At 66.7% G+C, this 25,241-nt stretch carries 21 protein-coding genes and 1 pseudogene; 3 read left to right on the top strand and 19 right to left on the bottom strand.

Features of this window, described 5'->3' with window-relative positions:
* Positions 1–324: 324 nt before the first annotated feature.
* From EF294_RS18985 to EF294_RS19000, 4 genes are all read right to left on the bottom strand, one after another.
* The gene (locus tag EF294_RS18985) at positions 325–1,365 is read right to left on the bottom strand and encodes a prenyltransferase (RefSeq protein ID WP_123932507.1); all 1,041 of its coding nucleotides are present in this window, start codon (positions 1,363–1,365) and stop codon (positions 325–327) included.
* Positions 1,362–2,075, bottom strand: coding sequence for a class I SAM-dependent methyltransferase (locus EF294_RS18990; protein ID WP_123932508.1), 714 nt, complete (start codon positions 2,073–2,075; stop codon positions 1,362–1,364). The genes EF294_RS18985 and EF294_RS18990 overlap by 4 nt, the downstream gene beginning before the upstream one ends.
* Positions 2,069–3,361 carry a glycosyltransferase family 4 protein gene (locus EF294_RS18995; protein ID WP_123932551.1) on the bottom strand — a complete coding sequence of 431 codons (1,293 nt, stop codon included), beginning with the start codon at positions 3,359–3,361 and terminating at the stop codon, positions 2,069–2,071. Before EF294_RS18995 ends, EF294_RS18990 begins: the two co-directional genes overlap by 7 nt.
* A 72-nt stretch (positions 3,362–3,433) precedes the next feature.
* Positions 3,434–5,128, bottom strand: a complete 1,695-nt coding sequence (locus EF294_RS19000) for an FAD-dependent oxidoreductase (RefSeq protein ID WP_123932509.1) — start codon at positions 5,126–5,128, stop codon at positions 3,434–3,436.
* 155 nt (positions 5,129–5,283) lie between these two features.
* Between EF294_RS19000 and EF294_RS19005 the strand changes: the two genes are divergently transcribed.
* Positions 5,284–6,108, top strand: coding sequence for an acyl-[acyl-carrier-protein] thioesterase (locus tag EF294_RS19005; RefSeq protein ID WP_185091160.1), 825 nt, complete (start codon positions 5,284–5,286; stop codon positions 6,106–6,108).
* On the opposite strand, the gene EF294_RS19010 is transcribed toward EF294_RS19005, so the two are convergent.
* From EF294_RS19010 to EF294_RS19060, 10 genes are all read right to left on the bottom strand, one after another.
* Positions 6,089–7,009 (bottom strand): NHL repeat-containing protein, encoded by a 921-nt coding sequence (locus EF294_RS19010; RefSeq protein WP_246007968.1) that lies wholly within the window; start codon positions 7,007–7,009, stop codon positions 6,089–6,091. The genes EF294_RS19005 and EF294_RS19010 overlap by 20 nt on opposite strands.
* 29 nt (positions 7,010–7,038) lie before the next feature.
* Positions 7,039–7,614, bottom strand: coding sequence for a DUF3558 domain-containing protein (locus EF294_RS19015; protein WP_123932511.1), 576 nt, complete (start codon positions 7,612–7,614; stop codon positions 7,039–7,041).
* Positions 7,611–8,516 (bottom strand): DUF3558 family protein, encoded by a 906-nt coding sequence (locus EF294_RS19020; RefSeq protein WP_123932512.1) that lies wholly within the window; start codon positions 8,514–8,516, stop codon positions 7,611–7,613. Before EF294_RS19020 ends, EF294_RS19015 begins: the two co-directional genes overlap by 4 nt.
* 56 nt (positions 8,517–8,572) lie before the next feature.
* Complete coding sequence (locus tag EF294_RS19025; protein ID WP_123932513.1) at positions 8,573–8,767, bottom strand: hypothetical protein; 195 nt, start codon at positions 8,765–8,767, stop codon at positions 8,573–8,575.
* Between the two features lie 101 nt (positions 8,768–8,868).
* Positions 8,869–10,446 (bottom strand): hypothetical protein, encoded by a 1,578-nt coding sequence (locus EF294_RS19030; protein ID WP_123932514.1) that lies wholly within the window; start codon positions 10,444–10,446, stop codon positions 8,869–8,871.
* 369 nt (positions 10,447–10,815) lie between these two features.
* On the bottom strand, positions 10,816–12,477 hold the full coding sequence (gene atzF / locus EF294_RS19040) for an allophanate hydrolase (RefSeq protein WP_123932515.1): 1,662 nt from the start codon (positions 12,475–12,477) through the stop codon (positions 10,816–10,818).
* Positions 12,474–14,459 (bottom strand): 5-oxoprolinase/urea amidolyase family protein, encoded by a 1,986-nt coding sequence (locus EF294_RS19045; protein WP_123932516.1) that lies wholly within the window; start codon positions 14,457–14,459, stop codon positions 12,474–12,476. The genes atzF and EF294_RS19045 overlap by 4 nt, the downstream gene beginning before the upstream one ends.
* Complete coding sequence (locus EF294_RS19050) at positions 14,456–15,127, bottom strand: urea amidolyase associated protein UAAP2 (protein WP_123932517.1); 672 nt, start codon at positions 15,125–15,127, stop codon at positions 14,456–14,458. Before EF294_RS19050 ends, EF294_RS19045 begins: the two co-directional genes overlap by 4 nt.
* Positions 15,128–15,179: 52 nt before the next feature.
* Positions 15,180–16,022, bottom strand: a complete 843-nt coding sequence (locus EF294_RS19055) for an urea amidolyase associated protein UAAP1 (protein ID WP_123932518.1) — start codon at positions 16,020–16,022, stop codon at positions 15,180–15,182.
* A gap of 56 nt (positions 16,023–16,078) precedes the next feature.
* The gene (locus EF294_RS19060) at positions 16,079–17,680 is read right to left on the bottom strand and encodes an amino acid permease (RefSeq protein ID WP_123932519.1); all 1,602 of its coding nucleotides are present in this window, start codon (positions 17,678–17,680) and stop codon (positions 16,079–16,081) included.
* A gap of 212 nt (positions 17,681–17,892) precedes the next feature.
* Between EF294_RS19060 and EF294_RS19065 the strand changes: the two genes are divergently transcribed.
* Together EF294_RS19065 and EF294_RS19070 are read left to right on the top strand one after the other, a co-directional pair.
* Positions 17,893–18,522 (top strand): TetR/AcrR family transcriptional regulator, encoded by a 630-nt coding sequence (locus EF294_RS19065; RefSeq protein ID WP_123932520.1) that lies wholly within the window; start codon positions 17,893–17,895, stop codon positions 18,520–18,522.
* 119 nt (positions 18,523–18,641) lie between these two features.
* Positions 18,642–19,145, top strand: coding sequence for a MarR family transcriptional regulator (locus tag EF294_RS19070; RefSeq protein WP_123932521.1), 504 nt, complete (start codon positions 18,642–18,644; stop codon positions 19,143–19,145).
* A gap of 66 nt (positions 19,146–19,211) precedes the next feature.
* Here EF294_RS19070 and EF294_RS19075 read toward each other — a convergent pair whose 3' ends face one another.
* The 5 genes and pseudogenes from EF294_RS19075 to EF294_RS19100 form a co-directional block, all read right to left on the bottom strand.
* A complete protein-coding gene (locus tag EF294_RS19075; protein WP_123932522.1) occupies positions 19,212–20,081 on the bottom strand; it encodes a type IV toxin-antitoxin system AbiEi family antitoxin domain-containing protein in 870 nt (289 codons plus the stop codon).
* 112 nt (positions 20,082–20,193) lie between these two features.
* Positions 20,194–21,063: a 3-hydroxyisobutyrate dehydrogenase gene (mmsB, locus tag EF294_RS19080; RefSeq protein WP_123932523.1), complete on the bottom strand. Its 870-nt coding sequence runs from the start codon at positions 21,061–21,063 to the stop codon at positions 20,194–20,196.
* A 33-nt stretch (positions 21,064–21,096) separates the two neighbouring features.
* Positions 21,097–22,260, bottom strand: coding sequence for an acyl-CoA dehydrogenase family protein (locus tag EF294_RS19085; protein ID WP_123932524.1), 1,164 nt, complete (start codon positions 22,258–22,260; stop codon positions 21,097–21,099).
* A 6-nt stretch (positions 22,261–22,266) separates the two neighbouring features.
* Positions 22,267–23,796 (bottom strand): CoA-acylating methylmalonate-semialdehyde dehydrogenase, encoded by a 1,530-nt coding sequence (locus EF294_RS19090; RefSeq protein ID WP_123932525.1) that lies wholly within the window; start codon positions 23,794–23,796, stop codon positions 22,267–22,269.
* A gap of 577 nt (positions 23,797–24,373) precedes the next feature.
* Positions 24,374–25,180, bottom strand: a pseudogene (locus tag EF294_RS19100) (DMT family transporter); the annotation flags it as partial.
* Positions 25,181–25,241: the final 61 nt, after the last annotated feature.

The following is a 25,241-nucleotide window of genomic DNA, read 5'->3' on the forward strand; positions in this document are numbered from 1 at the left end:
AACCAGGTACGCGCAGGCCACATCATAGAGTGGTCATACCCCCGATCCGGTGCACGGTTTTCCGGTCCGGAATATTTGTGCACTCACTCTACCAGCGGTTTTCCGGCAACATCCGGTTCCGCGGGTGGCATGGACCCAGCACAGTCCAATTGACTGAAGGCACTCCCCGGTCGGGGTCACGACCACCGGGTCGAGTGTCGGGGGTGCGCTCTCGTCGCCGACGTGGGGCGGCGACGAGAGCGCATTCGAGAGAACGCGGGGGTCCGCCCAGGTCGACGCCACTGGGTCGACGTCTCAGGCTAAGAACGCCACCGGGTCGACGACTCAGCGTCGTGCGGCCATCCAGCTGCCTACGTCGCGGAAGATCCCGTTGGCCGCCGACGCCCGGCTGACCGCGTCGGCGGCGAGGACCACCGCCGCCGAGGTCCAGCAGCTCTTCTCGACCGGCCAGCGTTTTCCGTCGGCGAAGACCAGACCGGTCCAGTACGAGCCGTCGGGATCGCGCAAGTGCTGGATCGAGGCGATCAGTTCGACGGCGTCGGAGGTATCGCCGAGCGCGTCGAGGGCCAGGGCCAGCTCCGAGGTCTCGGCCCCGGTCACCCACGGCCGGTGGTCGACGCAGCGCACACCCTTGCCGGGCACCACGAACTCGTCCCACCGACGCGCGATGAGTTCCTGGCCCGCTCGTCCGCGCAGCGCACCACCGAGCACCGGGTAATACCAGTCCATCGAATGCTCCGACGGGTCCTCGAAGACCTCGATCCGCTCGCGAAATGCCTCCCCGAGCGCCGCGAACGCACGTACCCAGTCGTCGTCGGGCTGATCGATCTCGGCGGCGATCCGGATCGCGCAGTCGAGGGCGTGGTGGATGCTCGCGTTGCCGGTGATGAGGGCTTCGTCGAACATCGCGTGCGTGCGGTGGTCACCGCCCCAGCGAAAGGCGCCGTCGGGACGCTGGAAGCGACGGACGAGCTCGATCGCCGACCACACCGTCGGCCACATCCGATCGAGGAACGCGGTGTCGCCGGTGATCAAGTAGTGATGCCAGACGCCGACCGCAATGTAGGCGCAGAAGTTGGAATCGATGCCGTGGTCGGTCACCGTCCCACGCACCGTCTTGATCGGCCACGACCCGTCGGGACGCTGGTGTCGCCGCGACCAGTCGTAAGCCGCCTCGGCCTCGGCACGGAAGCCGGTGACACTCAACGCCATCGCCGACTCGATGTGATCCCAGGGATCGGTCTGTCCGCCGGGGAACCACGGCAGTGCTCCGGAGTCCTCCTGCATGCCGACGATGGCCGCCCCGGTCGCGGTGACCTGCTCGGCCGTCAGCACACCGGCGATCGCCGGTGTGGCCCGACTCATTCCGGCTTGCGTAGATACAGGGCGACCGACTTGCCGATGACCGGGTTCAACACCTGCTCGCCGACCCGCGTCAGCCACGGCTTGCTCATCATGTCCCACACCAACAGTTGGTGGTAACCCTTGACCAGCAGGTTGTCGTTGTTCTCGACGCCGACCGCACACTTGAGCCACCAGTAGGGCGCGTGCAGGGCGTGGGCGTGGTCGGTGCCGGTGACCTCGAGGCCGGCGGCCTCGAGCTTGCCGGCCAGTTCGGAGGCCCGGTAGATACGAACGTGCCCGCCCTCGACCTCGTGGTACGCGTCCGACAGCGCCCAGCACACCCTTTCCGGCCAGTACCGCGGCACGGTCACCGCGGCGACCCCACCGGGTCGCAGCACCCGCGCCATCTCGGCGATGGCGCCGTCGTCTGTCGGGATGTGCTCGAGGATCTCCGACATCAGCACGACGTCGAAGCTGTTGTCGGCGTAGGGGAGTCGGAGAGCGTCACCAACCTCGGCGCGGGCTTTGGCCTCGGCGGGTACGTGCCCCTCGGCCATCATCGCGTCAAACATCTCGGCCACATCGGCCATGTCGGACTCGGACTGATCGAAGGCGATCACGTCGGCGCCGCGTCGGAACATCTCGAACGAATGCCTGCCCTGCCCGGCCCCAATATCGATCGCCTTGGTCTGCGGACCCACACCCAACCGGTCGAAATCAACTGTCAGCACGCACTCGTCTCCTTTGTGTTCACCCGGTCGAGCCCAGTTCTGTCTCGCGCTGTTCTGTCGAGCACCGTCTGATAGTGCTCTGCGGTCTTCGCGGCCACGGCCGCCCAGCTGTAGCGCTCCTCGATGCGGGCGCGCCCCGCGGCGCCCATCCGGGCGCGGAGGTCGGCATCGTCGAGTAGCCGCCCGATCTCCTGGGCCAGCTTGCCCGAATCCCGGGGCGGCACCAGGCGGGCGGCGCTGCCGTCGGTGCCGACGACCTCCGGGATGGCGCCGGCACGGGTGGCCACCAGCGGGGTGCCGCAGCTCATGGCCTCGACTGCGGGCAGCGAGAAGCCCTCGTAGAGCGAGGGCACACAAGCGACTTCGGCAGACGCGAGCAACTGCGCCATCTCTTCGTCGGTCAGTCCGGAGACGACCTGGACCCGATCGCCGATCGCGAGGTCCTCAATGAGCTTCGCCGAGGGCCCCTCGGGGTCAAGTTTTGACACCAGGGTCAGCGTCACGTCCCGTTCGGCGGCGAGTTTGGCGATGGCCTCGAGCAGATACGACACTCCTTTGAGCGGGGCGTCGGCGCTCGCAATGGACACCACGCGGCCCGGAATTCGCTGTCCGGCCGGTTGGAAGACATCGGTGTCGACGCCGAGCGGGATGGTGGTGATGCGACCCGACGGGATGTCGAAGGCCTTGCGGATGTCGACCTCGCTGCTGCGCGAGACGGTCAACAGCTCGGGGATGCGTCGCGACACCCGGCCCTGCATGCGCAGGAAAGAGTGCCAGCGCCACGCGGTGATCTTGCGCCACCCCGTTGCGGCCTTGACCGCGAGCGTGCGGTCACGGGTGATGGGGTGATGGATCGTGGCGATCAGCGGGAAACCGGCCTTCTGGATCTGCAGCAGTCCGTAGCCGAGGCACTGGTTGTCGTGCACGATGTCGAAGTCATTGCGCCGGTCGGCGAGCAGCCGTGCCACCCGCAGGCTGAAGGTCAGTGGCTCACCGAAACTGGCCGTCCACATCGACCCCACCTCGAGCGCGTCGATCCAGTCCCGGTATTCACCGAGCCGCGGCGTGCGGAACGGGTCGGGTTCGTCGTACAGGCCGAGGCTGGGCACCTTGGTCAGACGAACACCGGCGTCGAGTGCGACCTGGTCGAGATCGGGATACGGCTGGCCGGAGAAGATCTCGACCTCATGTCCGAGTAAGGCAAGTTCGCGGCTCAAATGCCGGACGTAAACCCCTTGTCCCCCGCAATGCGGTTTGCTCCGGTAGGAGAGCAGTGCGACGCGCACGTCGTGTACCCCGTTCTTCTCGTGTGACCCGATCGCCGCTGAGACGCCCACCGGTCGGCGGGCACCAGGACCTCAGGCCGGTTCGGCCTCGGCGGCCTTTTCCAAGGCCCGGATATCGACAAGCTTCACACGTCGGCGGCCTGCGGTCTTGCCGGCATCGCGTTCGGCCAGGTCGATGCGTTTCCACCCGGCCAGATCGATGCGATGCGCTCCGCGGTCGGTGACGAGGGCGGCGACGTCGTCCCGCGACGCCGTCGGCTCGGGCAGGGTACCGGCCACGAAGTCGCCGATGACCGACTCGGCCGTCTCCTGACCGCACAGGCGGTTGCGGCCGATCCCTCCGGTCGCCCCGCGCTTGATCCACCCGGCGACGTAGACGCCCGGAATCACCTCACCGTCGACGCCCGCGGTCACCCGGCCCTCGGTGTTGGGGACCACGCCGTGGCCCTCATCGAAGGGCAGGTCGGTGATCGGTACGCCGCGGTATCCGATCGCCCGCAGCACCAGTCCGGCGTCGATATCGTCATGATCCTCGGTGGGGGTGATGGCCACGTTGGCACCGGTGGCGTCGGCGTACACGTTGCGGGCACACGTCACCGACTGCACGCCGCCGGTTGCCTCGTCACCGGAACCGTTGATCGAGCGCGGTGACGCCATGAACCGGAAGACGATGCGACGGTTGCCCGGGGTTGTCGGACGCCCGGAGAACTCGCGGGCCAGCCGGATCTTGGTGGCAATCGTCGAGTCAAGCGTCCCGTCGTCGAGCGCTTCCTGCGTGGCCGCGTCGAGGACCAGCTCCTGGGGATCGACGATGACGTCGACCCCGTCGACGTCGCCGAGCGCGAGGAATTCGCTGTTGGTGTACGCCGCCTGGGCGACGCCGCGCCGTCCGAGCAGCACCACCTCGGTGATCTGCGAGTCCCGTAGGGCGGCGAGTGCGTGGTCGGCGATGTCGGTGCGGGCCAGGTCGTCGGGGTCGGTGACGAGGATGCGCGCGACGTCGAGCGCGACGTTGCCGTTGCCGACGACCACCGCGCGCTGCGCCGACAGGTCCACGGCAAGATCCGCGTAGTCAGGGTGTCCGTTGTACCAGGCGACGAATTCGGTGGCGGGCAGGGAGTTCGGCAGGTCCTCGCCGTCGATGCCCAGGCGCCGATCGGTCGGTGCGCCCACGGCATAAATGACCGCGTGGTAGCGCTGGGCGAGTTCGTCGTGGCTGATGTGTTTGCCCACCTCGACGTCGAGGTGATAGGTGAAGTTCTTCTTGGCCGCGGTCGAGGCGAAGCCAGATTCGACGCCCTTGGTGGCGGCGTGGTCGGGGGCCACCCCCGCGCGCACCAGGCCGTAGGGCGTGGGCAGCCGGTCGAACATGTCGACCGAGATCTGAGGTCGACGGACAAGGTCCTCGGCGGCATAGAACGCGGCCGGCCCGGCACCGACGATCGCGACGTGCAGAGGTCCGTCCGGGAGTTGCGGCGCCTTCTTCGGCGGCACAAGACCACCCTCGACGTCGTGGTCGTTGTAGTAGTCGGCGTTGATCTGCAGGTAGGGTTCGTCCTTCTCCTCGAGCTGATCGTCGGGAATGATGGCCTCGACGGGGCACTCGTCGATGCAGGCGCCGCAGTCGATGCAGGTCTCCGGATCGATGAACAACATCTCGGCGGTGAAGAACTCGGGCTCGTCGGGCGTGGGGTGGATGCAGTTCACCGGACACACGGACACGCACGAAGCGTCGTTGCAACACGGTCGAGTGATCACATGCGCCATCTGGGGTTTCCCTGCTTCTCTCCATCTAGAACGTGTTCTAGTTTAGCGGTTCACTGTATCTTAACTCTGACACAGTGGACGAGACACGAGGACTTCGAGTGAACACAGCCGCCCGGCCCGATGCATCCACACAGGTCCCCCGCGATCCCGCCACGATGGCCCCACTCCCCGATCGTAAGACCGGAGCGCGGCACTTCGAGGCCGAGTATCGGGTCCGTACCGGCGACGTGGACCAACAGATGCGAGTACGGCTCGATTCAGTCGCGCGGTACCTGCAGGACGTCGCCAACGACAACATCGAGGCCACCGACTTCGGCGACACCGATCCGTTCTGGATCGTGCGTCGCACCATCATCGATGTCATCGTCCCGTTCTCCTGGCCCGCGTCGATCACCGCGCAGCGCTGGTGCGGCGCCCTGTCCACCCGCTGGACCAACATGCGGGTGCGCCTGACCGCCGACCACGAGACAAATCGCTTCAATCCTGATCCCCGCCCGGCCGGGCTCATCGAGACCGAGGCGTTCTGGATCAACGTCAACGATCTCGGGATGCCGTCACGACTGTCCGACGATGCCTTCGAGATGCTCTCGTCGATGACCGACGAACACCGCCTGCGGTGGAAGTCGATGAATCCCCAGACCGCGCCCGCCGCGGAGATTCTCGATGTGGAGGACCGTCCACATGTGTTGCGCAGCACCGATTTCGATCCGTTCAAGCACCTCAACAACGCCGCCTACCTCGAGGCTATCGAGGACGAGCTCGTCGAGCACCCCGATCTCATCGACGGTCCGCACCGGGTGGTCATCGAGTATCTGCGCCCGATCGTGCCGGGCACACCGATCACGCTGCGCCGCGTGCGCGAACCCAACCAGCTATTGGTGTGGATGATGGTGCCCGCAGACGACGACAGCCCGGACGAATTGCGGGTCGCAGCAACGGTGTCGGTGACGCGCGCAGCGTTCACTGACGACGCAGTGTGATGACCTGACCGGTCTCCGAGGTTGCCAGCAGCTCCCCCGGCCGGCCGCGCACGACAGCGAGCGCGGTCAGAGGGTGGCCGACGCTCGAGGAACAGACACGATGGCCACGAAGGTCGACGAGGTGCACCTGGCCGGCGGCGGACGCGACTGCCAGCGTGGTCGAGTCGACGACAGCGAGGTCGTCAAGAATCGCGGGCACAGGAGCCGTCAGATCGGCGGCCGACGACGTATCCGCCGGATTGTCGATCGGCACCCGTAACACCCGGCCGGTGCTGCTCGTCGTCATCGTCAGGAACAGGTCATCACCGACGGCGATGAGCCCGTTCATCCCGGTACCGTTGATCACCGGTGTCGGTGCGAGATTGTGAGGGGCGCGCGCGGACCATTGTGTGTCGATCGAACCGTCCGCGCGCAACCGAAGCAGACCGAGTGCACCGTCGGCGACGAACACTGTCCCGTCGGACTCGACGACAAGTCCGTTGGGCATGCCGAGCCCCGTCGCGAACACTCGCGCGATCGGCTGTGCCGCACGCGGATCGAGGCGCACCACAGCTCCGGTGCGTGGCGCACCGGGGATCATGTTGACCGTGGAATCGCCGGACGCGACGTACACCATCCCGTCGGGTCCCTGCCGGATCGAACCGGGCGCGGTTACCGCGATCGAGGCACGCAGCCGCCCTGAGTCGTCGTATCGCTCGACGACGTTGCGCAGCGTCCGGGATACCCACACCGATCCGTCGGCGACAAGCAGGTTTTCCGCCCATCCGTCGAGCCCGGGACTTGGCAGCCACGTCCGTGCCGAGTAGACCGGACAGGACGCGGCGTCGGCACCCGCGGGCGCCGCCCATCCCGCGGTCACCGCGACCAGCGCGGCTCCGAGAGCGATCATCGCCCGACTCATCACACGCACGTACTGCTCCTTCAGTCGCCCTACGAATACCCGCCGCTCAGTACCCAGTCCATCAGAGTCGTCGGCGCGGCGCACGGGTCAGCGGCAGCCGCGCCGCCCACCGGCTCGACCCAGAACGAGTAGATGCCGCGACTCGGTGCACGGGCGGTGACCCCACACGCCGTTGGGCGGCGCGGGTAGGTCGAGGTGAAGGCGGCCTGGCCGGCGATCTCCACGTTGGTGGTGGTATAGCCGAGCTTCTTCGCGGTGTCCTTCTCGACGGTGACGGTGCCCCACTCGAACCAGTTGAAGGTCACATACGCCGCCACCGGGCCGTCGACGTACCACCGGCAGTTCGCCCCGAAGAAGATGGCATCGGCGCCCGTACCGCCGACCGCCTTGGCGATCTGGTCGGTGCGCAGGATCTGGCATTCCAGGGTGAGCTGATCGTACTGGTCGGTGTCGACGTTGCCGGACTGGTCTCCGCCCTGGGAGTTGGCCTGTGGCACCGACAACGGCGTTCCGTCCACCGATCGGGAGCATCCGGAGGCGACGACGGCCACCACCGCCACGATCAGCAGGACCAGGACGGCGCGAAGCCGGTGGCGGCGCCTCATTTCGCACGCTCGATCGACATCGTCGACAGTTGATGTGCGGCGGTGCAGATCGCATCGGGGTCGGTCGGTGTGGTACCGGCGACGCCGGTCCCGGAACTGACCGACCATTCGAAGAAGTCCGCGCCGAACTGGATACCGATCTCGCAGATGCCCGGGTCGGAGGCGATGAAACCCTTGTGCCCGTTGATGTCGATGTCCTTGATCGATTCCCGGGAGAGTTGCTCGGTGGCCCGCTCACGGCCGATGGGCGAGCCCCGGTACCAGTTGAACGAGGCCACCGCGCCGGTGCGACCGGGGCCCGAACTCCATTCGCACACAGACGGATTGTCGACGACGAGGGATAGGCCGCCGAAGTTGGTGATCTTGCCGACCTCGTCGGTGGTGACGCCCCCACACTCCCCGAAGTACGGTCCACCGCCGGCCGGCCCCGGGGCCTGCGGTGTGTTGCGGGTCGGCGCAGAGGAGTCGTCGGAGTCCGACGAACACGCACCCAGGAGGACCAGGAGCACCGCGAGTACCGCGGTCAGTCCGAGAAAGCCTGCACCACCGCGGAATTTGTCGAGTTCGCGTCGTTCTCGCTTGGTGGGACGACCCGCCCCGCGATCCCGTCGCGGTTGGCTGGCCAGGATCTCGCGCGGTGGCGGTGGCGGGCTGTGGTCGATATAGCACTCGGCTGCTGCCGGCGCCGACACCCGCTTGCTGATCAGCTTGGTGACCTCGACGATGCGTTCCCGCCCGGCCAGGCGCACCTGCACGCGGTCGCCGACGGTGACCTGCTGGGCGGGTTTGGCCGGGACGTCGTTGACGCGCACATGACCTCCGCGGCAGGCGGCACCGGCCGCCGATCGCGTCTTGGTGAGACGCACTGCCCAGATCCAGCTGTCGACGCGGGTGGACGCCACGGTCAGCCCTCCCGTCGCGGACGGCGCACGGTCTCCCCCGGTGACATCGACCTGGCCTACTTCTGCCGGGTCAGCAGGTAGTAGCCACCGCCGATCGCCGCGAGCGCGAAGACGATGGCCAGCCATTCGATGCCACACACCCAGAGCAGCACGAAGATCGCGACGGCCGGGGACACGGCGACCAGACTCATCACCGGATGCTGCCGCACCACCTGACCGACGGCTTTGCTCTTGTTCGCATCGATGGCCATCACGTCGGAGTCTCCTTGTCGGCGAGAGTTGCCGCATCCACTGTATCGAGCGGGAGGCACCGGCGGACGCGCCGTGCTGCTCCCACCGACGAGGAGAACCCTCAGTTGGCCGGGCTGACCGTCGGGACGCCGCCGGAACTCTGCGTGACGCCGGAGTCGGCGCCGGTGTCCGTGCCCGCCGACGAGGTCGGCGCTGCCGACGGTGCGCTGGTTCGCGTCCCCGACGAACTGCTCGACTGCGACGACCGGCCGGTGCTCGACGTGATTGTGGTGCTCGACGTCGTCGTGCTCGGTGTGGTGCTCGACGAGGTGGTGTTCGAGCTCGACGAGGTGGTGCCGGTCTCATCATCGGCGACAGCGCTCCGCACGGCCCGTGCCGTGGTGGTCGTCGTCGCGGCCAACACCCGGGCCGACGACGTCGTCAGCGCAGGTGCGCTGCTCACATACGGCCCGAGCGGCGCCAGGCCGAACGGGAAGGTGATCCGCGGGACGGTGATGACCGGGATGACCTGGGAGGTGTCGAGACCACCGGTCACGATCTGCGGCGGCGCAGCCATGTTGGGGCGGGTCTCGCCGTTGATCGTCGCGGTGGGGTAGATCGTGATCGTCGACCCGAGCCAGTTCACGGTGATCGGCGCCGACAGTCCGTACTCACTCGTCAGCGCCAGCAGCGAGTCGCCGCCGAGGGACAGGCGGGCGATGTCCTTGCTCAGGGTTGGTGTCTTGCCGGCGAAGATGTCGGTGATCACCTTGCTGAAGACACCAGAGGGGTCGGTCAACACCGCCGACGGATCGGTCAACGCGAACTGCACCTGCGGGATCGACAGCGACTTGCCGGCTGCATCCAACTGTGTGAACCGGAAGTCAAAGGTACCCAGCACATTCGCGCATGCACCGACACCCTCGGCATAGGCAGCGGTGAGTCCGCCGTAGCAGCCGACGGTCTTGATGCCGGGAATCGCCAACCCGGTCGGCTTGGAGAGAATCACGATCGGGATGTCGTCGGTGGTCCACGCATTGGCGATACCGACGAGCGCGAACGCGTATGCGGTTCGCCCGCCACTGGCGCCGGCTGTGGCAAGACTCACCGGTAGATAGGAGATCGCTGTCGCCTTACCGCCGGTGGAAGCCATCGCGAACTGGAAACCGTCGCCGATCACTGTGGCATGTCCGAGGGGGGTGGCGGCGTTGGGAAGGGAGCTGTCGATACCGAACAAGCCAAGGATCGTCTTGACGGCCTGGTTGTCGGCGATCGATTGAGCACCCTTATAGATGGCATCCGGCGTGAGCTCGAACTGACCCGGCATCACGATGGCGATGCCCGTACCCGTGGATCCCGAACAATCGGCGCCGCCACTCGAGGCACCGGACCCGCAGGCCTGAATGCGCCACTGCTCGAGCGCCGCCTGCGATCCCTTGTTGTTGATCAGCACTGCGACAACATTGCCGATACCCGCCGCCGGATTGAGGGAGGTCATCGCATTCAATCCGCTGATGATGTCCTGAGTGCTGGCTGCCCGCGCCTGTCCCTCGCCCATACTCACACCGAGTCCGATGGCCAGCACAGACAACAGCGTGACCACCGCAACCCCAAAGCGCCGGCGGCGTGGTGGCCGCGAGCTCGGCGGGGAAATACGTTCTGGGCGCGCGGTTTCGCGGCGGGTCAGCACATCGGCCATGGTGTCCAACTCCTGGTTCCTGAAGAGAAGCTGAGACAGTAAACCACGGCTAACCCGAACTGCGCACCCAATTCATCATCAGGCGAAAGCGTCCGCACGCGGCGGTCGCCTCGTGCGCGTTCCGGCCGGCCCCTCCGACAACGGTTACCGCGTCGTTGTATGCGTAGGTACACCTTGTATGCGCAGATACACCGCACGTCCGCACTTCTCCTCGCCGGTGTGTGTCCCGACGGAGCCGACCCCGCCCTCGCCATCTCTGCCACCGCCGACGGATGGAGAGTGGGCCGAATCGGGTGCCGATTGATGGGCGTGGGCACCGGATGCCGATCGGCGCAGGGAGCATCGAGGTCTGGACCACCGTGGGGAACGTCACCACCGATCCCGGTCGAGCCTCTCCCCCTCGGCTCCCGCGTCAGCGGCACAACCGAAACCGACGACCCATCGACCGTCGGACAACTCGACCCGACCCAGCATCATCGGCTCGGGCAGGGCGGCGAGGAACTCGCCCAGTGCTGAGGGGGAGAGTACCCACCGCTCTCCGTGAATCGACTTGCCGCACTCCGGGTCTCGGATGAGACCCGGCTTTGGGGGAACGGTGTCGAGCTTCACCAGCCGATAGTTCGATGCGGTGCGCACCTCCCCCGCCCACCGGGCACCGCGCCCGGACAGCTCGTGGGTGAGCGGGCCGCCCCGCATATGCGCACCGAAGACCGCCACTTCCACACCGCCGGCGTGCGATTCCGGCCACGCTGCGCGCGGCACGCAATCACCCCCGAACCGGCGGGCGAGATCCATGATCGCCGCATCGCGATGCGCCTTGGCCAACAGCGTGATCCCGAATTGCGCTGTACTGCCGTCCGGCTCGGCGATCGTACCGGCGGGCACGGCGACCGCACAAAGGTCGAGGAGGTTGCAGAAATTGGTGTAGGTTCCCATCCGCGAGTTGACGCCGACCGGATCGGCGGACACCTCGTCGATCCGGGGGTGGAGCGGCGCCGTCGGCACCATCAACGCATCGGCGTCAGCCCACTCGCGCATTGCCCGCTCCTGCAGTTCGGCCAGTCGACGGCGCGCCCGCAGCAGGTCGACGGCGCTGAACCGATCGGCGGCGGCGATGATCGCCGCAACCGTCGGATCGACGCCCGCGGCCACCGGATCGGCGAGCCCGAAGAGGAATTCCCCCACCGCGTCGTATCGCTGGGCAACGAGTGCGTCATCGTAGAGCAGTGTGGCGGCGGCGAGGAAGGCCGAGAGATCGATGGTCTTCACTCGGAAACCGGCGTCCTCGGCGCGTGCGACCGCCTCGGCGAAGGCGCTCCGCCACGCCGAGTCGAGCTCGGGAAGTTGTTCCGGGACGGCGAGTACCGGCGTCTCGGGTGCCGCGAAGTCAATGTGCCCACCGAACGGCCGGGGGCCGCGCGCGTCGGCCATGGCAGCCATCGCCCGATCGGCGGTATCGAGGTCGGCGGCAAAGATCGTCACGACGTCGTACTCGGCGCAGGCCGGCACCACACCGGCAGTGGAGACCACGCCCACCGTCGGCTTGACCCCGACGATGCCCTGAAGCGCCGCGGGCACCCGGCCCGACCCGGCGGTGTCGGTGCCGATCGCGATGTCGGCGAACCCCAACGCCACGGCGACCGCAGAGCCGGAGCTCGATCCACCGGAGATCCGTTCGGGCCGCCGCGAATCCCGCACCACTGCATAGGGACTACGCGTTCCGACCAGTCCGGTCGCGAACTGGTCGAGGTTGGTCTTGCCGATCACCACCGCACCCGCCGCGCGCAACGCGGCGACCGCCGGGCTATCGGTGTCGGGGGTGTAGGCGTAGCCGGGACACGCTGCGGTCGTGGGCACACCGGCGACGTCGACGTTGTCCTTGACCGCCAGCACCATTCCGGCCAGCGGCCCGCCCGCGGCGAGCGACTCCGCGTACTCGGCGGCGACGTTCGATTGCGGGCGCAGCGTGATGAAGACCTCCGGGCGGTCGGCCTCGGCGATATGTGCGTAGAGATCGTCGATGCGTGTCATGCGGCGAACTCTCCTCCCTGCGACCAGCGTTCACGTTCCGCGGCGCGCGCACTCTCCATTGCTCCGCGGGTGGCGTCAATCTCGTCGGCGTGCGCGTCGAGGAATTGTTGGTGTGCCGATAGGGAGAACATACCGTCGGTGATGCGGACGGAGTCGCCGCGGCCCGCGGCGACGTCGGCGCGCATGTCGAGAAGTTCCTCGGCGCTCACCGGATACCAGCGAATACGGTCGAAGAAGCGCAGCAACCACGGGTGCTCGGGATCGAACCCGGGTGTGGTCTGCGGGTGGCGGTGATTCCACACCTGGGTGGTGCGGCCGACGAACTGGTAGCCGCCGGGGCCCTCCATCCCATAGATGCAGAGGTAGGCACCACCGATGCCGACGGCATTCTCCGGGGTCCAGGTACGCGCCGGATTGTATTTGGTGGTCACCAGCCGATGACGCGGGTCCAGCGGAACCGCCACGGGTGCACCGAGATACACGTCGCCCAGACCGAGCACCAGGTACTCGGCATCGAAGACGATGCGGTGGACGTCGTCGACGGAGTCGAGCCCGTTCATCCGTCGGATGAACTCGATGTTCCACGGGCACCACGGCGCATCCGACCGTACGCCGAGCATGTACCGCTCGATGGCCTCGCGGGTCGCCGGATCGTCCCACGACAAAGGCAGATCCACCACACGACTCGGCACCACGAGGTCGTCGGCGGGCGGGAGTTGCGCCTCGCATTCGCTCAGCCACTGCAACATCGAGGTCTGAGACCAGACATCTGGGTCGGCCTTGACCTGCAACGAACGAATGCCCGGGGTGAGGTCGATGAGCCCACGCGGCTGCTCGTCGGCGATGCGTTCGCTCAGCGCGTGCACGCGGGCCCGCAGCTCCAGATCCAGTCGCATGTCGCCATATTCGACCAAGATGTTGTCATCACCGCTGCGCCGGTAGGTCACCTCGGTGGTGCCGTCGGCGGTGGTCGTACGACCGAGAATGCCGTGATCGGCGTCCCCGCCGGTGGACAGCACGTGCGGGAAACTCGCGCGGCGGTCGCGACCCAGCGACGACGGCGACGCCGCCGCCTCCGAGCGCACCGCCACGAAGCGGACCGTGTCGCCGGGCTTGAGCTGCCCGAGCTTCCATCGTTCGGCGCCGACCACGGTGACCGGGCAGACGAACCCGCCCAACGATGGGCCGTCGGGCCCGAGCAGGATCGGGGTGTCCCCGGTGAAGTCCAGTGCGCCCACCGAATACGCGTTGTCGTGGATATTGGACGGGTGCAGGCCGGCTTCGCCGCCGTCGCTGCGCGCCCACCGTGGTTGGGGACCGATCAGACGGATGCCGGTGCGATCGGAATTGAAATGCACCTCGTAGGCGGTCGACATCAGGTCGTCGATGTCGGCGGTGGTGAAGAACTCCGGCGCGGAGTGCGGACCGACGGTCACCGCGAGTTCCCACGAATTGGTCAGCGCGGGGATCTCATCGGTGAGGATACGGGTGATCACTCCCGATCCGGCGGACCCGATCGTCAGTGAGTCGCCGTCGGCGAGGGTCCGTCCGTCCTTGCCTCCGAATCGTCCCATGGTGAAGGTGGATCGACTGCCGAGGTACTCCTCGACGTCGATGCCGCCGGCAATTGCGACATACACTCGCATGCCCACCGCCCCGACGACCCCGATGTCGAGGACCTGTCCGGCCTCCAGATGCAGCGGAACCCATTGCGCAGCAGGTGTTCCGTCGATGGAGATACTCGCCGGCGCACCGGTCACGGCGACAACGGCGGGTTCGTCGACGCGCAGTCGGGGGCCGGCCATCGTGGCTTCGAGACCGGCAGCCGAGTCGGGGTTGCCGACCGCTTGATTGGCCAGCCGGAACGACAGATCGTCCATCGGCCCCGACGGCGGCACCCCGACCTTCCAGTAGCCGGTGCGACCGGGCCAGTCCTGCACGGTGGTGAATGGTCCAGCCCGCAGGATCTCGCACGCGGTCATCGGGTCACCACTACGCGCACCGCAGTCGGGTCGAAACCGTTGCACGGGTTGTTGACCTGCGGGCAGTTGCTGATCAGCACGAGGGTGTCGACCTCTGCGCGCAACGCCAGGCGACGGCCCGGTGCCGAGAGGCCGTCAACGATGCCGAGCGATCCATCGGGATCGACGGGCACATTCATGAAGAAATTGACGTTGCCGACGAGGTCGCGTTTACCCAGACCGTGCCGTGCACCGCCGATCAGGAAGTTCTCCACGCACGCATGCTGATGTTTGGTGTGGTGCCCGTAGCGCAGGGTGTTGGATTCCTGCGAGCAGGCACCGCCGAGGGTGTCGTGATTGCCGACCTCATCGGCGACGATGGTCATCATCGGTGCCGATTCCTGGTCCCGGATCACCGTTCCGGTGGTCAGAAAGATGTTGCCCTGCGCGGCGATCGTCGCCTGTGCGCTGTAGCGGATCGTATGATCGTGGGCGCCGTAGAAGAGAGTGTCGACCGCCTGGTTGCCGTGCAGGTCGACGATGGTGAGAACGTCACCCGCGGTGACGATTCCCGACCAGGGGCCGCGTTCGCCGACGATCTCGTCGAGGGTCACCTCGCCGGGAACGAGTGCGATCTCGGCGGCCGGTGCCGACGTCGGGTCGAGGGTCGGATCGAGTGTGGTGGTCATGGTTGTCCCTGTGGGTGTGATCGGGGGGGTGTGATCGGGGTGGGTGTCGACGTCAGAAATGGGCTGCGCGGTGGGCGTCTTCGCTGTTGGCGACGGCCCGTTGATATTCGGGGTCGCGGCGCCCGGCGTCGGCGACGAGTGCGTCGAGGTCGGCCGTCGCGCGCCAGGCGAGCACCTCGAGCGGTCCGACCTCGAAATCAGTTGCGGGGTCGAGAGGGTGGTTGGTGTTGGCAATGGCGACGATGCACGGGAGATGGAAGATCAGCTCCACCTGCGTGTCGGCACCCGCCGACCCGGTGGAACGCAACGAGCCGTCGGCGTCGACGGTGACGCCGTGGAAGAACGACAACGACGGTGCCACGTCGACGGGCGTCAACCCATTCTTCGCGGCCGCCAACACGAGCATCTCCCGTCCCGCCGGACTACCCGAATGCGGGCTCCCGGCACCATATTTTGCGATGTTTCCGGCGAGCGTCGAGGTCCCGCAGAGCGCGTCGTGATGACGGCTGTCGTCGGCGACGATGGTCGCCAGCACCCGCCCCTGGTCACTGAGCAGCGGGTGCCCTGTGGTGAGGTAGGCCTGCCACGGCACCTTGACGGTGTCGGCGACGTTGAGACGTTCATGGGGTGCGTCGGAACGCCATACCAACAGGTGCGAGCAGGCATTCCCGGTGATGTCGCGCAAGCGAAGTCGGGTTCCACGCGCGAGCACTTTGGTGGTGTAACGACCACCCGGGACGGTCTCGGCCCAGATGAGGTCGGTGGCGTCGACACCGGCGGGCGGGTGCGGCCATCCGGTGGCGGGCACCACCGGCATCGAGTCGGTCAGGGTTGTGGCCTGAGCCCGGGCGTGCGCGCGAGCGCCGGCGGTGGTGGCGGTGGCGGTGGCATTCATGGTGAGAGTCCTTGGCATCGAACAGGTGTGGTGGTTCCCGGGGACCGACGCGGGAGTCAGTCGACGGTGGCGATGTCGCTGGTCTGGCGGCTGGTTGCAGCCCGGCCAATGGTCGTGACCGGCTTGGGATGCTCTTTTCCCCTGGGGTAGCAGGCGATTCCGACGAGCACCGTAATCGCGATCGAGATCGGTCCGGCCCAACGCAGTATCGGCATGTCGCCCGCGGGGTCGAAGATCTCGGTGCGCGGCCAGGCGAGGTTCACGACCATCAGCGCCCCATAGATCACCGCTCCCAAATTCACGACGATGCCGAATCGCCCGAGTCCGAACAGCTTCTTGCCCTCCGCGTCGACCTCGACGGTCCCCTTCGGCCAGCCCTGCAGCCGTCGATACAACATTGGTCCGGTGACCGCGAGGTAGGCGAGGTAGATCAGGATGATGCAGACACTCGCGAGGGTCGCGAAGATCGCCGGGTTACCAACGTTGACCAGCAGGGTCGCGACGCACAGTAGCCCGATCAGGATGGACGGCGCGATGGGGGTTCCGGTGCGGGCGTTGACACGTGCCAGTCGCGCGGAGAAGGGCAGCCGGCCGTCGCGGGCCATCGAGAACATCAACCGCGAACATGCGGTCTGGATGGCCAGTGTGCAGATGAAGATCGCAACCGCGACGTCGCACAGCAGGACCTTGCCCCAGAAACCACCGAGCACCGAATCCAGCACGTACGGAAGGCCTCCGGTAGCGAGTTCGTCACCGAGTGTCGGCGCGGCCATCAACGCGCCGAGCAGCATCAAGCCACCACCGATCGCCGAGACGGTCAACGCCATCCGGATGGTGCGCGGGGCGACCCGTCGAGGGTTGCGGGTCTCCTCGGCGAGCTCACCGGCCGACCCGAAGCCGACCATCACGTACGCGGCCATCAGACCCGAGACGATGAACGCCCAGATGTAGCCGGGTTGCGCTCCGGGTAGTCCGGTGTCGAAGACGACGTCCGGGCCGCGCTTGGCGTGAGTGAACAGTGCCAGCACCACGGCGGTGACGCCGACGAGCTCACAGGTCACGCCGATGTTGTTGACACGGCTCATCCACCGCACCCCGACGCAATTGATCGCGGTGACGGCCACAAGCAGCACCGAACCGAGCAGGACCGCATTGGCCGCACCTGATGTACTGGTGAGCGTCGAGTCGTCCCCGATGATCTGGAAACCGGTCCACACTGTTGGCAGGACGACCTGCAGGGCGATCGCCGCCGCGGCCGCGGTGACGATCTGCGCGATCATCATGAACCACCCGCCGAACCAGCCGACGACTTCTCCGCCCATTCGGCGCGACCACTGATAGATCGCACCCGAGATCGGGTAGCGCGCGGCGATCTCGGCGAAGCACAACGCCACCAGGAACTGGCCGCCGTAGACGATGGGCCAGGTCCAGAAAAAGGCCGGCCCACCGAATCCGAAACCGAGACCGAACAATTGGAAGATGGTCGTGAGGATCGAGACGAACGAGAAGCCGGCTGCGAACGAGGCGAACTTACCCAGCGAGCGGTGTAGTTGCTGGTCGTAGCCGAGGTCGCGGAGGTCGTCGGAGTCACCCCCGCCCGACGACGACGATGCGGGAGTCGGGGTGGGCTCCGGGGATGAGTGAGCAGTCATGGTCATGGCGATGTCCTTCGGTAGGGCTCCCCGTTGAGCACTGTATCTGTCACTTGATAGATAACCGTCGATCTATTTCTGTCGGATGATAGATATGTTGCGGGACGGGAAACCCCCGTGACAGCCGTGTTACGCACCGTTGCGTTAGGCTGATTCTGTCGCGAAGCCGACCAGCATGCTCCTCTTCCCCAGGAGCCGAGCGCGAGGAGCCAGCCGCCATGTCCCGTACCGCGCCTCACCGCGGCACCGGCCCCGGGCGGCCTCGCCTGACCGAGCCCAAGCGGCTCGGAGCCACCGCACGCGAGGAGATCCTCGACGCCGCAGGCGAGTTGTTCGTTCGACACGGGTACAGCGGCACCTCGACGCGCATGATCGCCGATGCCGTCGGCATGCGGCAGGCCTCGCTCTACCACTACTTCAAGAACAAGGACGACATCCTCGCCGCGCTGCTGGACACGACTGTCGTCGGTGCGCTCGAAACCGCGCGACAACTGCTTGACTCCGATGCCCCCGCCCTCGACCGGCTCCTTGAACTCGCGCGCATCGACGCCCACCAATTGGTCGACGCACGCTGGAATCTCGGCTCGCTCTACCTACTCCCCGAGGTCGCCGACGAGCGATACGCCCATTTCCGCTCCGCACGACAAGAATTGGCCGCAGCGTACGAGGCTCTGGCCGCCGCTGCCCTCGACGATCCCACCGACATGCGCAGACTGCTACCCTTCCGCCTCGTCGAATCGGTGATCATGCTGCGCTCTGACGAACAGCGCGGCGAACTCGGCGATCACACCGTCGCCACTATGGTTGACACCATCGTCGGCGCGATCCGCATGCTCGTCACACCCTGACCTCGAGCACCGGACTGCGTGGACCACACCCACGACGACCTATCTCGGGCACTCCCGCGCCCGGCGACCGGGTCGTTCGGTCGCCACGGCCCACCGGGCGGCGGGATAGGGTAGGACGCATGGCAGGGCGGAGCATGCGTTTCGATCCCATCGCCGAGGCGAAGGACAACTGGGCCGAGGCCGGATGGGGTGACGTCGCCGATGGAATGGTCGCCGTCACCTCGGTGATGCGCGCCCATCAGATTCTGTTGGGACGCGTCGAAACTGCCTTGCGCCCTTACGATTTGACGTTCTCTCGCTTCGAGTTGCTCCGTCTGCTCGCATTCTCGCGGCACGGCGCCCTGCCGATCACGAAGGCCAGCGACCGACTCCAGGTCCACGTCACCAGCGTCACCCACGCGATCCGTCGACTCGAGGAGGCGACGCTTGTCCGGCGGCTGCCCCACCCCACCGACGGCCGGACCACGTTGGTGGAGATCACCGACCTGGGGCGTTCCACCGTCGAGGACGCCACGACAACACTCAACCGCGAGGTGTTCGCCGACGTCGGCATGGACGGCGACGAGATCCGGGGTTTGGTCGGCGCCATCCATTCGCTGCGTCATCACGCGGGGGATTTCTGAGGGTGGTCGTCGTCCGACCGATCAGTATGACAATTCCGCCGGATTCCGGACGAAACGTCATACTGATCACGCCGCCGACGAGCGCAGGGCAGCCGCGACCTCCGCGGCAACCTGGTCGGGGCGATCGATGAGGTCGGCCCACGTGTAGTTGAGTACCTGCCAGCCGGACCGAATCAGGGCATTGCGTTTGGTGCGATCACGCTGAAAGGCGACCGCGTCACGGTGGTAGGCGAAACCATCGATCTCCACCGCGACCTTCTGGTCGGGAAACGCGAAGTCGATCACGTACCCGCACGTCGGCAGGTTCGCCACCCAGCCGGAAACACCGGCCGCACGAAAGATCTTCACGGTGAGCCGCTCGGCTTGCGACCGCGCGCCGTCGCCGATGAGCCTCAAGTAGGCCGACGTCTTGGCCGCGCCATGCCGCTTCGGGTAACGGGCATGAACGTCGGCGAGGGACTGAGGGGTCACTCGCCCGGACAACAATGCCGAGTCCATGAACGACAGTCCCAGGGCAACTGACGCTTCGAGCACCGTGAGATCGGCCGCCGTCGTCCGAAGGCCGTCGTGCACGACGATGTCGTCGTCATGGAGTTCGCGATAACGGGTCACCGCCGTCGCCGATGATCGGCGAGCGCGGCCTCGGGTCTGAGTGAAGACCAGGTGTTTTCGCGGTTCCTCGGAGCACAAGCCGAGCCACCACGCTGCCGCCGCGCCACCCAGAACGGCATTCCTGTGCACCGAGAGCACCGCGATCCGCGCTTGCGCCCGAGGACCCCGGGCGTGTCCGGCGACGAGGTGAACGCCGTGCGCCACTTCTTTCCACGCGCCGGACGCCACGCGTCGCGCGATGGCCGACTCGCTCACACCGCAGTCCAGCGCTTCTCTTGTGGTGAACACGCCGTCGCGACGGACCGACAACTCGTGAATGTCCATGGGGATTGGACGCGAGCAGACCGCATCCGGTTCCATCGGCGACGTCGTCGTTGATCAGTATGACGTTTCGCCCGGATTCCGGAGGAAACGTCATACTGATCAACGGCTGACCTCAACGCAAGGTCGTGATGATCGCCGAAAAATCCAGTCCCGCGTTCTGCTCGGCAAAGGCCCGATACAGTTGCGCCGCATGGGTTCCCAGTGGGGCACGGGAACCGGTGTCGGCGACGGCGTCCATGGCCAGGCCGAGGTCCTTGTTCATCAGCGCGGTGGCGAAGCCGGGCGTGAACTCGTTGTTGGCCGGCGACGCCGGCTGCGGGCCGGGCACCGGACAGTTGGTCTCGATGGCCCAACAGTTTCCGGTCGCTCCGGTGACGACGTCGTAGAGCGCCTGGTCGGAGAGGCCGAGTTTCTCGGCGAGGACGAAGGCCTCGCCGACGGCGATCTGCTGCACGGCCAACAGCATGTTGTTGCAGACCTTCGCGGCCTGTCCGGCACCGGTGTCACCGCAGTGGATGATCTTGCCCGCCATGGGATCCAGGGTGGTGCGCGCCGCGGCGAAGGCCTCCTCGCTGCCGCCGACCATGAACGCCAGGGTGCCCGCGGCCGCGCCCTTGACACCTCCCGACACCGGGGCGTCGACCTGCGCGAAGCCGAGATCACCAGCGCGCGAATTGATCTCACGGGCATCGGCGACCGAGATCGTCGAACTGTCGATGAACAGCGTTCCGGTGGCACTCGCCGGGAGGATCTCGTCGTAGAGTTGCTTGACGATTGCGCCGCTGGGCAGCATCGTGATCACGACCTGCGCGACCGCAACGGCTTCCACCGCGGTCGGGAAGGTCTCGACGCCGGTCTCCTGCGCCGCTTTCACCGCCTCGGGCACCGGATCGAAGCCGTGCACCGTGTGCCCGGCCTTGACCAGGTTCGCCGCCATCGGCCCACCCATGTTACCCAGCCCCAGAAAGGCGATCGTCGTCATTGTCGAATCTCCATATCGAATCTCTCGGTGATGTCAGTTCGAGAAGCGTGTTGCGATGGACCGGCCCACCACGACTCGCATGATCTCGTTGGTCCCCTCCAGGATGCGGTGCACGCGCAGATCCCGGACGATCTTCTCGACTCCGTACTCGGCCAGGTAGCCGTAGCCGCCGTGCAACTGCAGCGCCTGGTCGGCGACGGTGTAGCACGAATCGGTGACGTAGCGCTTGGCCATCGCACACTGTTCGACCTTGTCCGGGGCGCCGGCGTCGAGTGCACTCGCCGCGTGCCACAGCATCAGGCGCGCGGTCTGCAGCGAGGTCGCCATGTCGGCCAGCGTGAAGCGGATGGTCGACTCGTCGATCAGCGCCGCCCCGAAGGCTTTTCGGGAGGCGACGTAGGCGGCCGCCTTGTCGAAGGCCGCCTGCGCACCACCCAACGACGACGCCGCGATGTTGAGCCGGCCGCCGTTGAGGCCGTTCATCGCGATACCGAATCCGATGCCCTCGGTGTTACCGAGGAGACTGGTCGCCGGAACCCGCACCTCGTCGAGGATCACTTGCGCGGTGGGTTGGGCGTGCCACCCCATCTTGTGTTCCTGGGCACCGAAACTCAGCCCCGGCGAGTCCTTCTCGATGAGAAAGGTGGAGATGCCCTTGGGCCCGGCATCCCCGGTCCGCGCCATCACGACGTAGAGATCCGACGAACCCGCACCGGAGATGAACTGTTTGACGCCGGTGAGCACGTACTCGTCCCCGACCCGCTCGGCACGGGTCGACAACGCTGCCGCGTCCGAACCGGCACCCGGCTCGGTGAGGCAGTAGCTGGCAACGGTGTCCATGTTCGCCAGCCTCGGAACCCACTGTGCGCGTTGTTCATCGGTGCCGTACTCGTCGACCATCCACGTACACATGTTGTGGATCGACAGGAAGGCGGCGACCGCCGGATCGGCGTAGGCGAGTTGTTCGAAGATCCGGACGCCGTCCAGTCGGCGGAGCCCACTACCACCGGCATCCTCGGCACAGTAGATCGCACCCATGCCGAGCTGCGCGGCCTCGCGCAGCTCGGCGACCGGGAAGTGGTTGTCGGCATCCCACCTCAGGGCATGGGGGGCAATGCGTTTCGCGGCGAAGTCGGCCGCGGTCTCGACGATGACACGCTCGTCGGCGTCGAGACCGGTGTCAACGAAAGTCGTCATCGCCGATCAGTCCATCGTCGGGATGACGAACTCCGCGCCGTCCTTGATACCCGACGGCCAGCGTGAGGTGACGGTCTTGGTCTTGGTGTAGAACTGGATCGACGCCGGACCGTGCTGGTTGAGGTCGCCGAAGCCTGACCGCTTCCAGCCGCCGAAGGTGTAGTAGGCCACCGGAACCGGGATGGGAACGTTCACCCCGACCATGCCCACCTCGACGCGGGCGGTGAAGTCGCGGGCGGCGTCGCCGTCCTGGGTGAAGATCGCAACACCGTTGCCGTACTGGTGATCCGAGGCGAGCGCGAGCGCCTCCTCGTAATCGGCGGCGCGCACGATGGCCAGCACCGGTCCGAAGATCTCGTCGGTGTAGATCGACATGTCCTTGGTGACGTGGTCGAACAGCGTCGGGCCGATGAAGAAGCCGTTGGACAGGTCCTCGTCACCGAAGGTCTGCTCGTTGCTGCCCCGCTCCCGACCGTCGATCACCAGGTCGGCACCCTCCTCGACACCCTTGCCGATGTAGGTGCGCACCCGCTCGAGTGCGGCTGCGGTCACCAGCGGCCCGTAGTCTGCCTTCGGGTCAAGGGAGTGCCCGACACGCAATGCGTTGACCTTGTCGACAAGCTTGGCGCGCAATCGTTCTGCGGTCTGTTCCCCAACCGGCACGGCCACGCTGATCGCCATGCACCGTTCTCCGGCGCTGCCGTAGCCGGCTCCGATCAACGCATCGACAACCTGATCGAGATTGGCGTCGGGCATGATGATCATGTGGTTCTTGGCACCACCGAAGCACTGCGAACGCTTGCCCTTCGCCGCGGCGGTGGAGTAGATGTACTGCGCGATGTCGGAGCTGCCAACGAAGCCGAGTGCCTTGACCTCGGGGTGATCGAGCAGCGCGTCGACGGCCTCCTTGTCGCCATGGACGACCTGGAACACACCATCGGGAAGGCCGGCCTCGGTGAAGAGTTCGGCGAGGCGGACCGGAACCGACGGGTCCCGCTCACTGGGCTTGAGAATGAAGGCGTTACCGCAGGCGAGCGCCGGGCCGGCCTTCCACAGCGGGATCATCGCCGGGAAGTTGAACGGGGTGATACCCGCTACCACACCGAGTGGCTGACGAATCGAGTGCACGTCGATGCCGGACCCGGCGCCCTCGGTGAACTCGCCTTTGATCAGATGCGGGATGCCGATCGCGAATTCGATGACCTCGATGCCGCGCTGGATGTCGCCGAGAGCGTCGGCGTGGGTCTTGCCGTGCTCAAGCGAGAGGGTGGTGGCGATCTCATCGGCGTTCTTGTTCACGAGATCGACGAAACGCATCAGCACCCGGGCGCGCCGTTGCGGGTTCCACGCGGCCCACTCCTGCTGGGCCTTCGTGGCGATCTCGACCGCCTTGCCGACCTCGTCGGCACTGGCAAGCGGAACCCGCGCGGCGACGGCGCCGGTACTCGGATTGAAGACGTCAGCGAAGCGACCGCCGTCGACGGTCACCTGAGTGCCGTTGAGGTAGTGCGGGATGGAGGTGGTGGTTGTGCTCACCGCGAGATCACCTGGACTTCTGCTCGGGATTCTGTGGACACCCCAATACTAGGAGATCCAAGTAATTGCGCAAGGGTCGGCCGCCACGAACCGGAGGCGACGGCGGCGAGCAGCACGGACCGGATGGTGGCGCGCGGGAGAATCAGGGTGGCCTCGCCACATTTCTGTAAGGAGTTCGGGTCCGCCGCCATTCTCTACGTCACCGCAACCGGCGACCGCCAGCGAGACCCTCAACCCCGGCGGTCAACTGAGGACCAAGAGGCTCACAGCCCGGGCGCCACGCAGCTCGGCGAGCACGCCCGCCGCGACAACTCCTCGGTGGTCAAGCCGAGCGTGATGGCCGCGACGTGGGCGCAGAGTCCGATCCCGGTGATCGATCCGGTAACCGCCTGATCTGATCACTGCCAGCCAACGCTCCGTGCTCGGGCCGGGACTGGGGTGCCGGCGCATCCCCGACCGGTTCGACCCGCGCGTCCTCGGCGCCAGCGTCCTCGGTGACAGCGTCCTCGGTGACAGGGTCCTCGGAGATAGGGTCCCCAGGGGCGGTGGGCGCCGGCTGGCCGGGCAAGGTGCCGCACCGCACCGCCGATTCCTTGGCCAGCTCGATGACCGACCGAATCATCACCGCCAGCACCACCCCGAGGAACAGGGCCGTCGTCGTCGACACCTTGAGGTTCTCGCCGAGAAGCACGACGCCGAGAGCCATCGCCACCGCGGGTTCCATCACATTCATCGCCGGGAACGACGTCTGCAGGTCACCGGCGCCGAAACCCTTCTGCTGGGCGAGAATCGCGCCGGTAGCGACCACCACGAACAGATACAGCTCGGGGTGGACGAACATGTGCATCGGATGGTGCAGTAGTTGGTAGACGATGGTCTTGATCAGCAGCGCCGACACCCCGAACAGGGTGCCCGCGGCCAAACCGTAGAACAGCGCCCGATAGTGCGGGGTCGAACGCTCGGCACAGACCACACACGCCACGATCACCGCGGCGACGGCGGCGACCGTCGCCCACACGACGAGGTCGTGCGGGCGGCGCATCGACGGCTCGGGGCGAGAGATGAGCAGGAACGTCGCCACGCAGACAACCAGCACCGCACCCCACGCCCACTCTGGCTTGGCGGGATGACGCCGATCGGCCCATGCCTCCAGAGGAAGGGCAAACAGCACCGCGAGCACGACGAGTGGCTGCACCAGCAAGATCGATCCGAGACCGAGCGCGACCGCCTGGAGCGTGAACCCGACGATCGCGATGAACGCCCCCGCCCACCAGCCACGGGTGATCGCACCCGACGCCCGGGACGCGCGCTGACGCAGCACCGTTCCGGCGGCGATCAACAGTGCCGCGAGAACCGCGAGTATCGCCGGAACCCATGAATGCACGTCCACAAGGCTAACGGTGCGCCTACCCGCGAGGCGAGGTTTGCCCGCCGTAAGTTGGATG

Source organism: Gordonia oryzae, assembly GCF_003797185.1.
GTDB lineage: Bacteria > Actinomycetota > Actinomycetes > Mycobacteriales > Mycobacteriaceae > Gordonia > Gordonia oryzae.

Coding starts and splice junctions, on each gene's coding strand:
- EF294_RS18985 (WP_123932507.1), bottom strand. CDS start 1,365: ATGAGTCGGGCCACACCGGCGATCGCCGGTGTGCTGACGGCCGAGCAG.
- EF294_RS19000 (WP_123932509.1), bottom strand. CDS start 5,128: ATGGCGCATGTGATCACTCGACCGTGTTGCAACGACGCTTCGTGCGTG.
- EF294_RS19005 (WP_185091160.1), top strand. CDS start 5,284: ATGGCCCCACTCCCCGATCGTAAGACCGGAGCGCGGCACTTCGAGGCC.
- EF294_RS19010 (WP_246007968.1), bottom strand. CDS start 7,009: ATGAGTCGGGCGATGATCGCTCTCGGAGCCGCGCTGGTCGCGGTGACC.
- EF294_RS19015 (WP_123932511.1), bottom strand. CDS start 7,614: ATGAGGCGCCGCCACCGGCTTCGCGCCGTCCTGGTCCTGCTGATCGTG.
- EF294_RS19025 (WP_123932513.1), bottom strand. CDS start 8,767: ATGGCCATCGATGCGAACAAGAGCAAAGCCGTCGGTCAGGTGGTGCGG.
- EF294_RS19030 (WP_123932514.1), bottom strand. CDS start 10,446: ATGGCCGATGTGCTGACCCGCCGCGAAACCGCGCGCCCAGAACGTATT.
- atzF (WP_123932515.1), bottom strand. CDS start 12,477: ATGACACGCATCGACGATCTCTACGCACATATCGCCGAGGCCGACCGC.
- EF294_RS19045 (WP_123932516.1), bottom strand. CDS start 14,459: ATGACCGCGTGCGAGATCCTGCGGGCTGGACCATTCACCACCGTGCAG.
- EF294_RS19050 (WP_123932517.1), bottom strand. CDS start 15,127: ATGACCACCACACTCGATCCGACCCTCGACCCGACGTCGGCACCGGCC.
- EF294_RS19055 (WP_123932518.1), bottom strand. CDS start 16,022: ATGAATGCCACCGCCACCGCCACCACCGCCGGCGCTCGCGCGCACGCC.
- EF294_RS19060 (WP_123932519.1), bottom strand. CDS start 17,680: ATGACCATGACTGCTCACTCATCCCCGGAGCCCACCCCGACTCCCGCA.
- EF294_RS19065 (WP_123932520.1), top strand. CDS start 17,893: ATGTCCCGTACCGCGCCTCACCGCGGCACCGGCCCCGGGCGGCCTCGC.
- EF294_RS19070 (WP_123932521.1), top strand. CDS start 18,642: ATGGCAGGGCGGAGCATGCGTTTCGATCCCATCGCCGAGGCGAAGGAC.
- EF294_RS19075 (WP_123932522.1), bottom strand. CDS start 20,081: ATGGACATTCACGAGTTGTCGGTCCGTCGCGACGGCGTGTTCACCACA.
- mmsB (WP_123932523.1), bottom strand. CDS start 21,063: ATGACGACGATCGCCTTTCTGGGGCTGGGTAACATGGGTGGGCCGATG.
- EF294_RS19085 (WP_123932524.1), bottom strand. CDS start 22,260: ATGACGACTTTCGTTGACACCGGTCTCGACGCCGACGAGCGTGTCATC.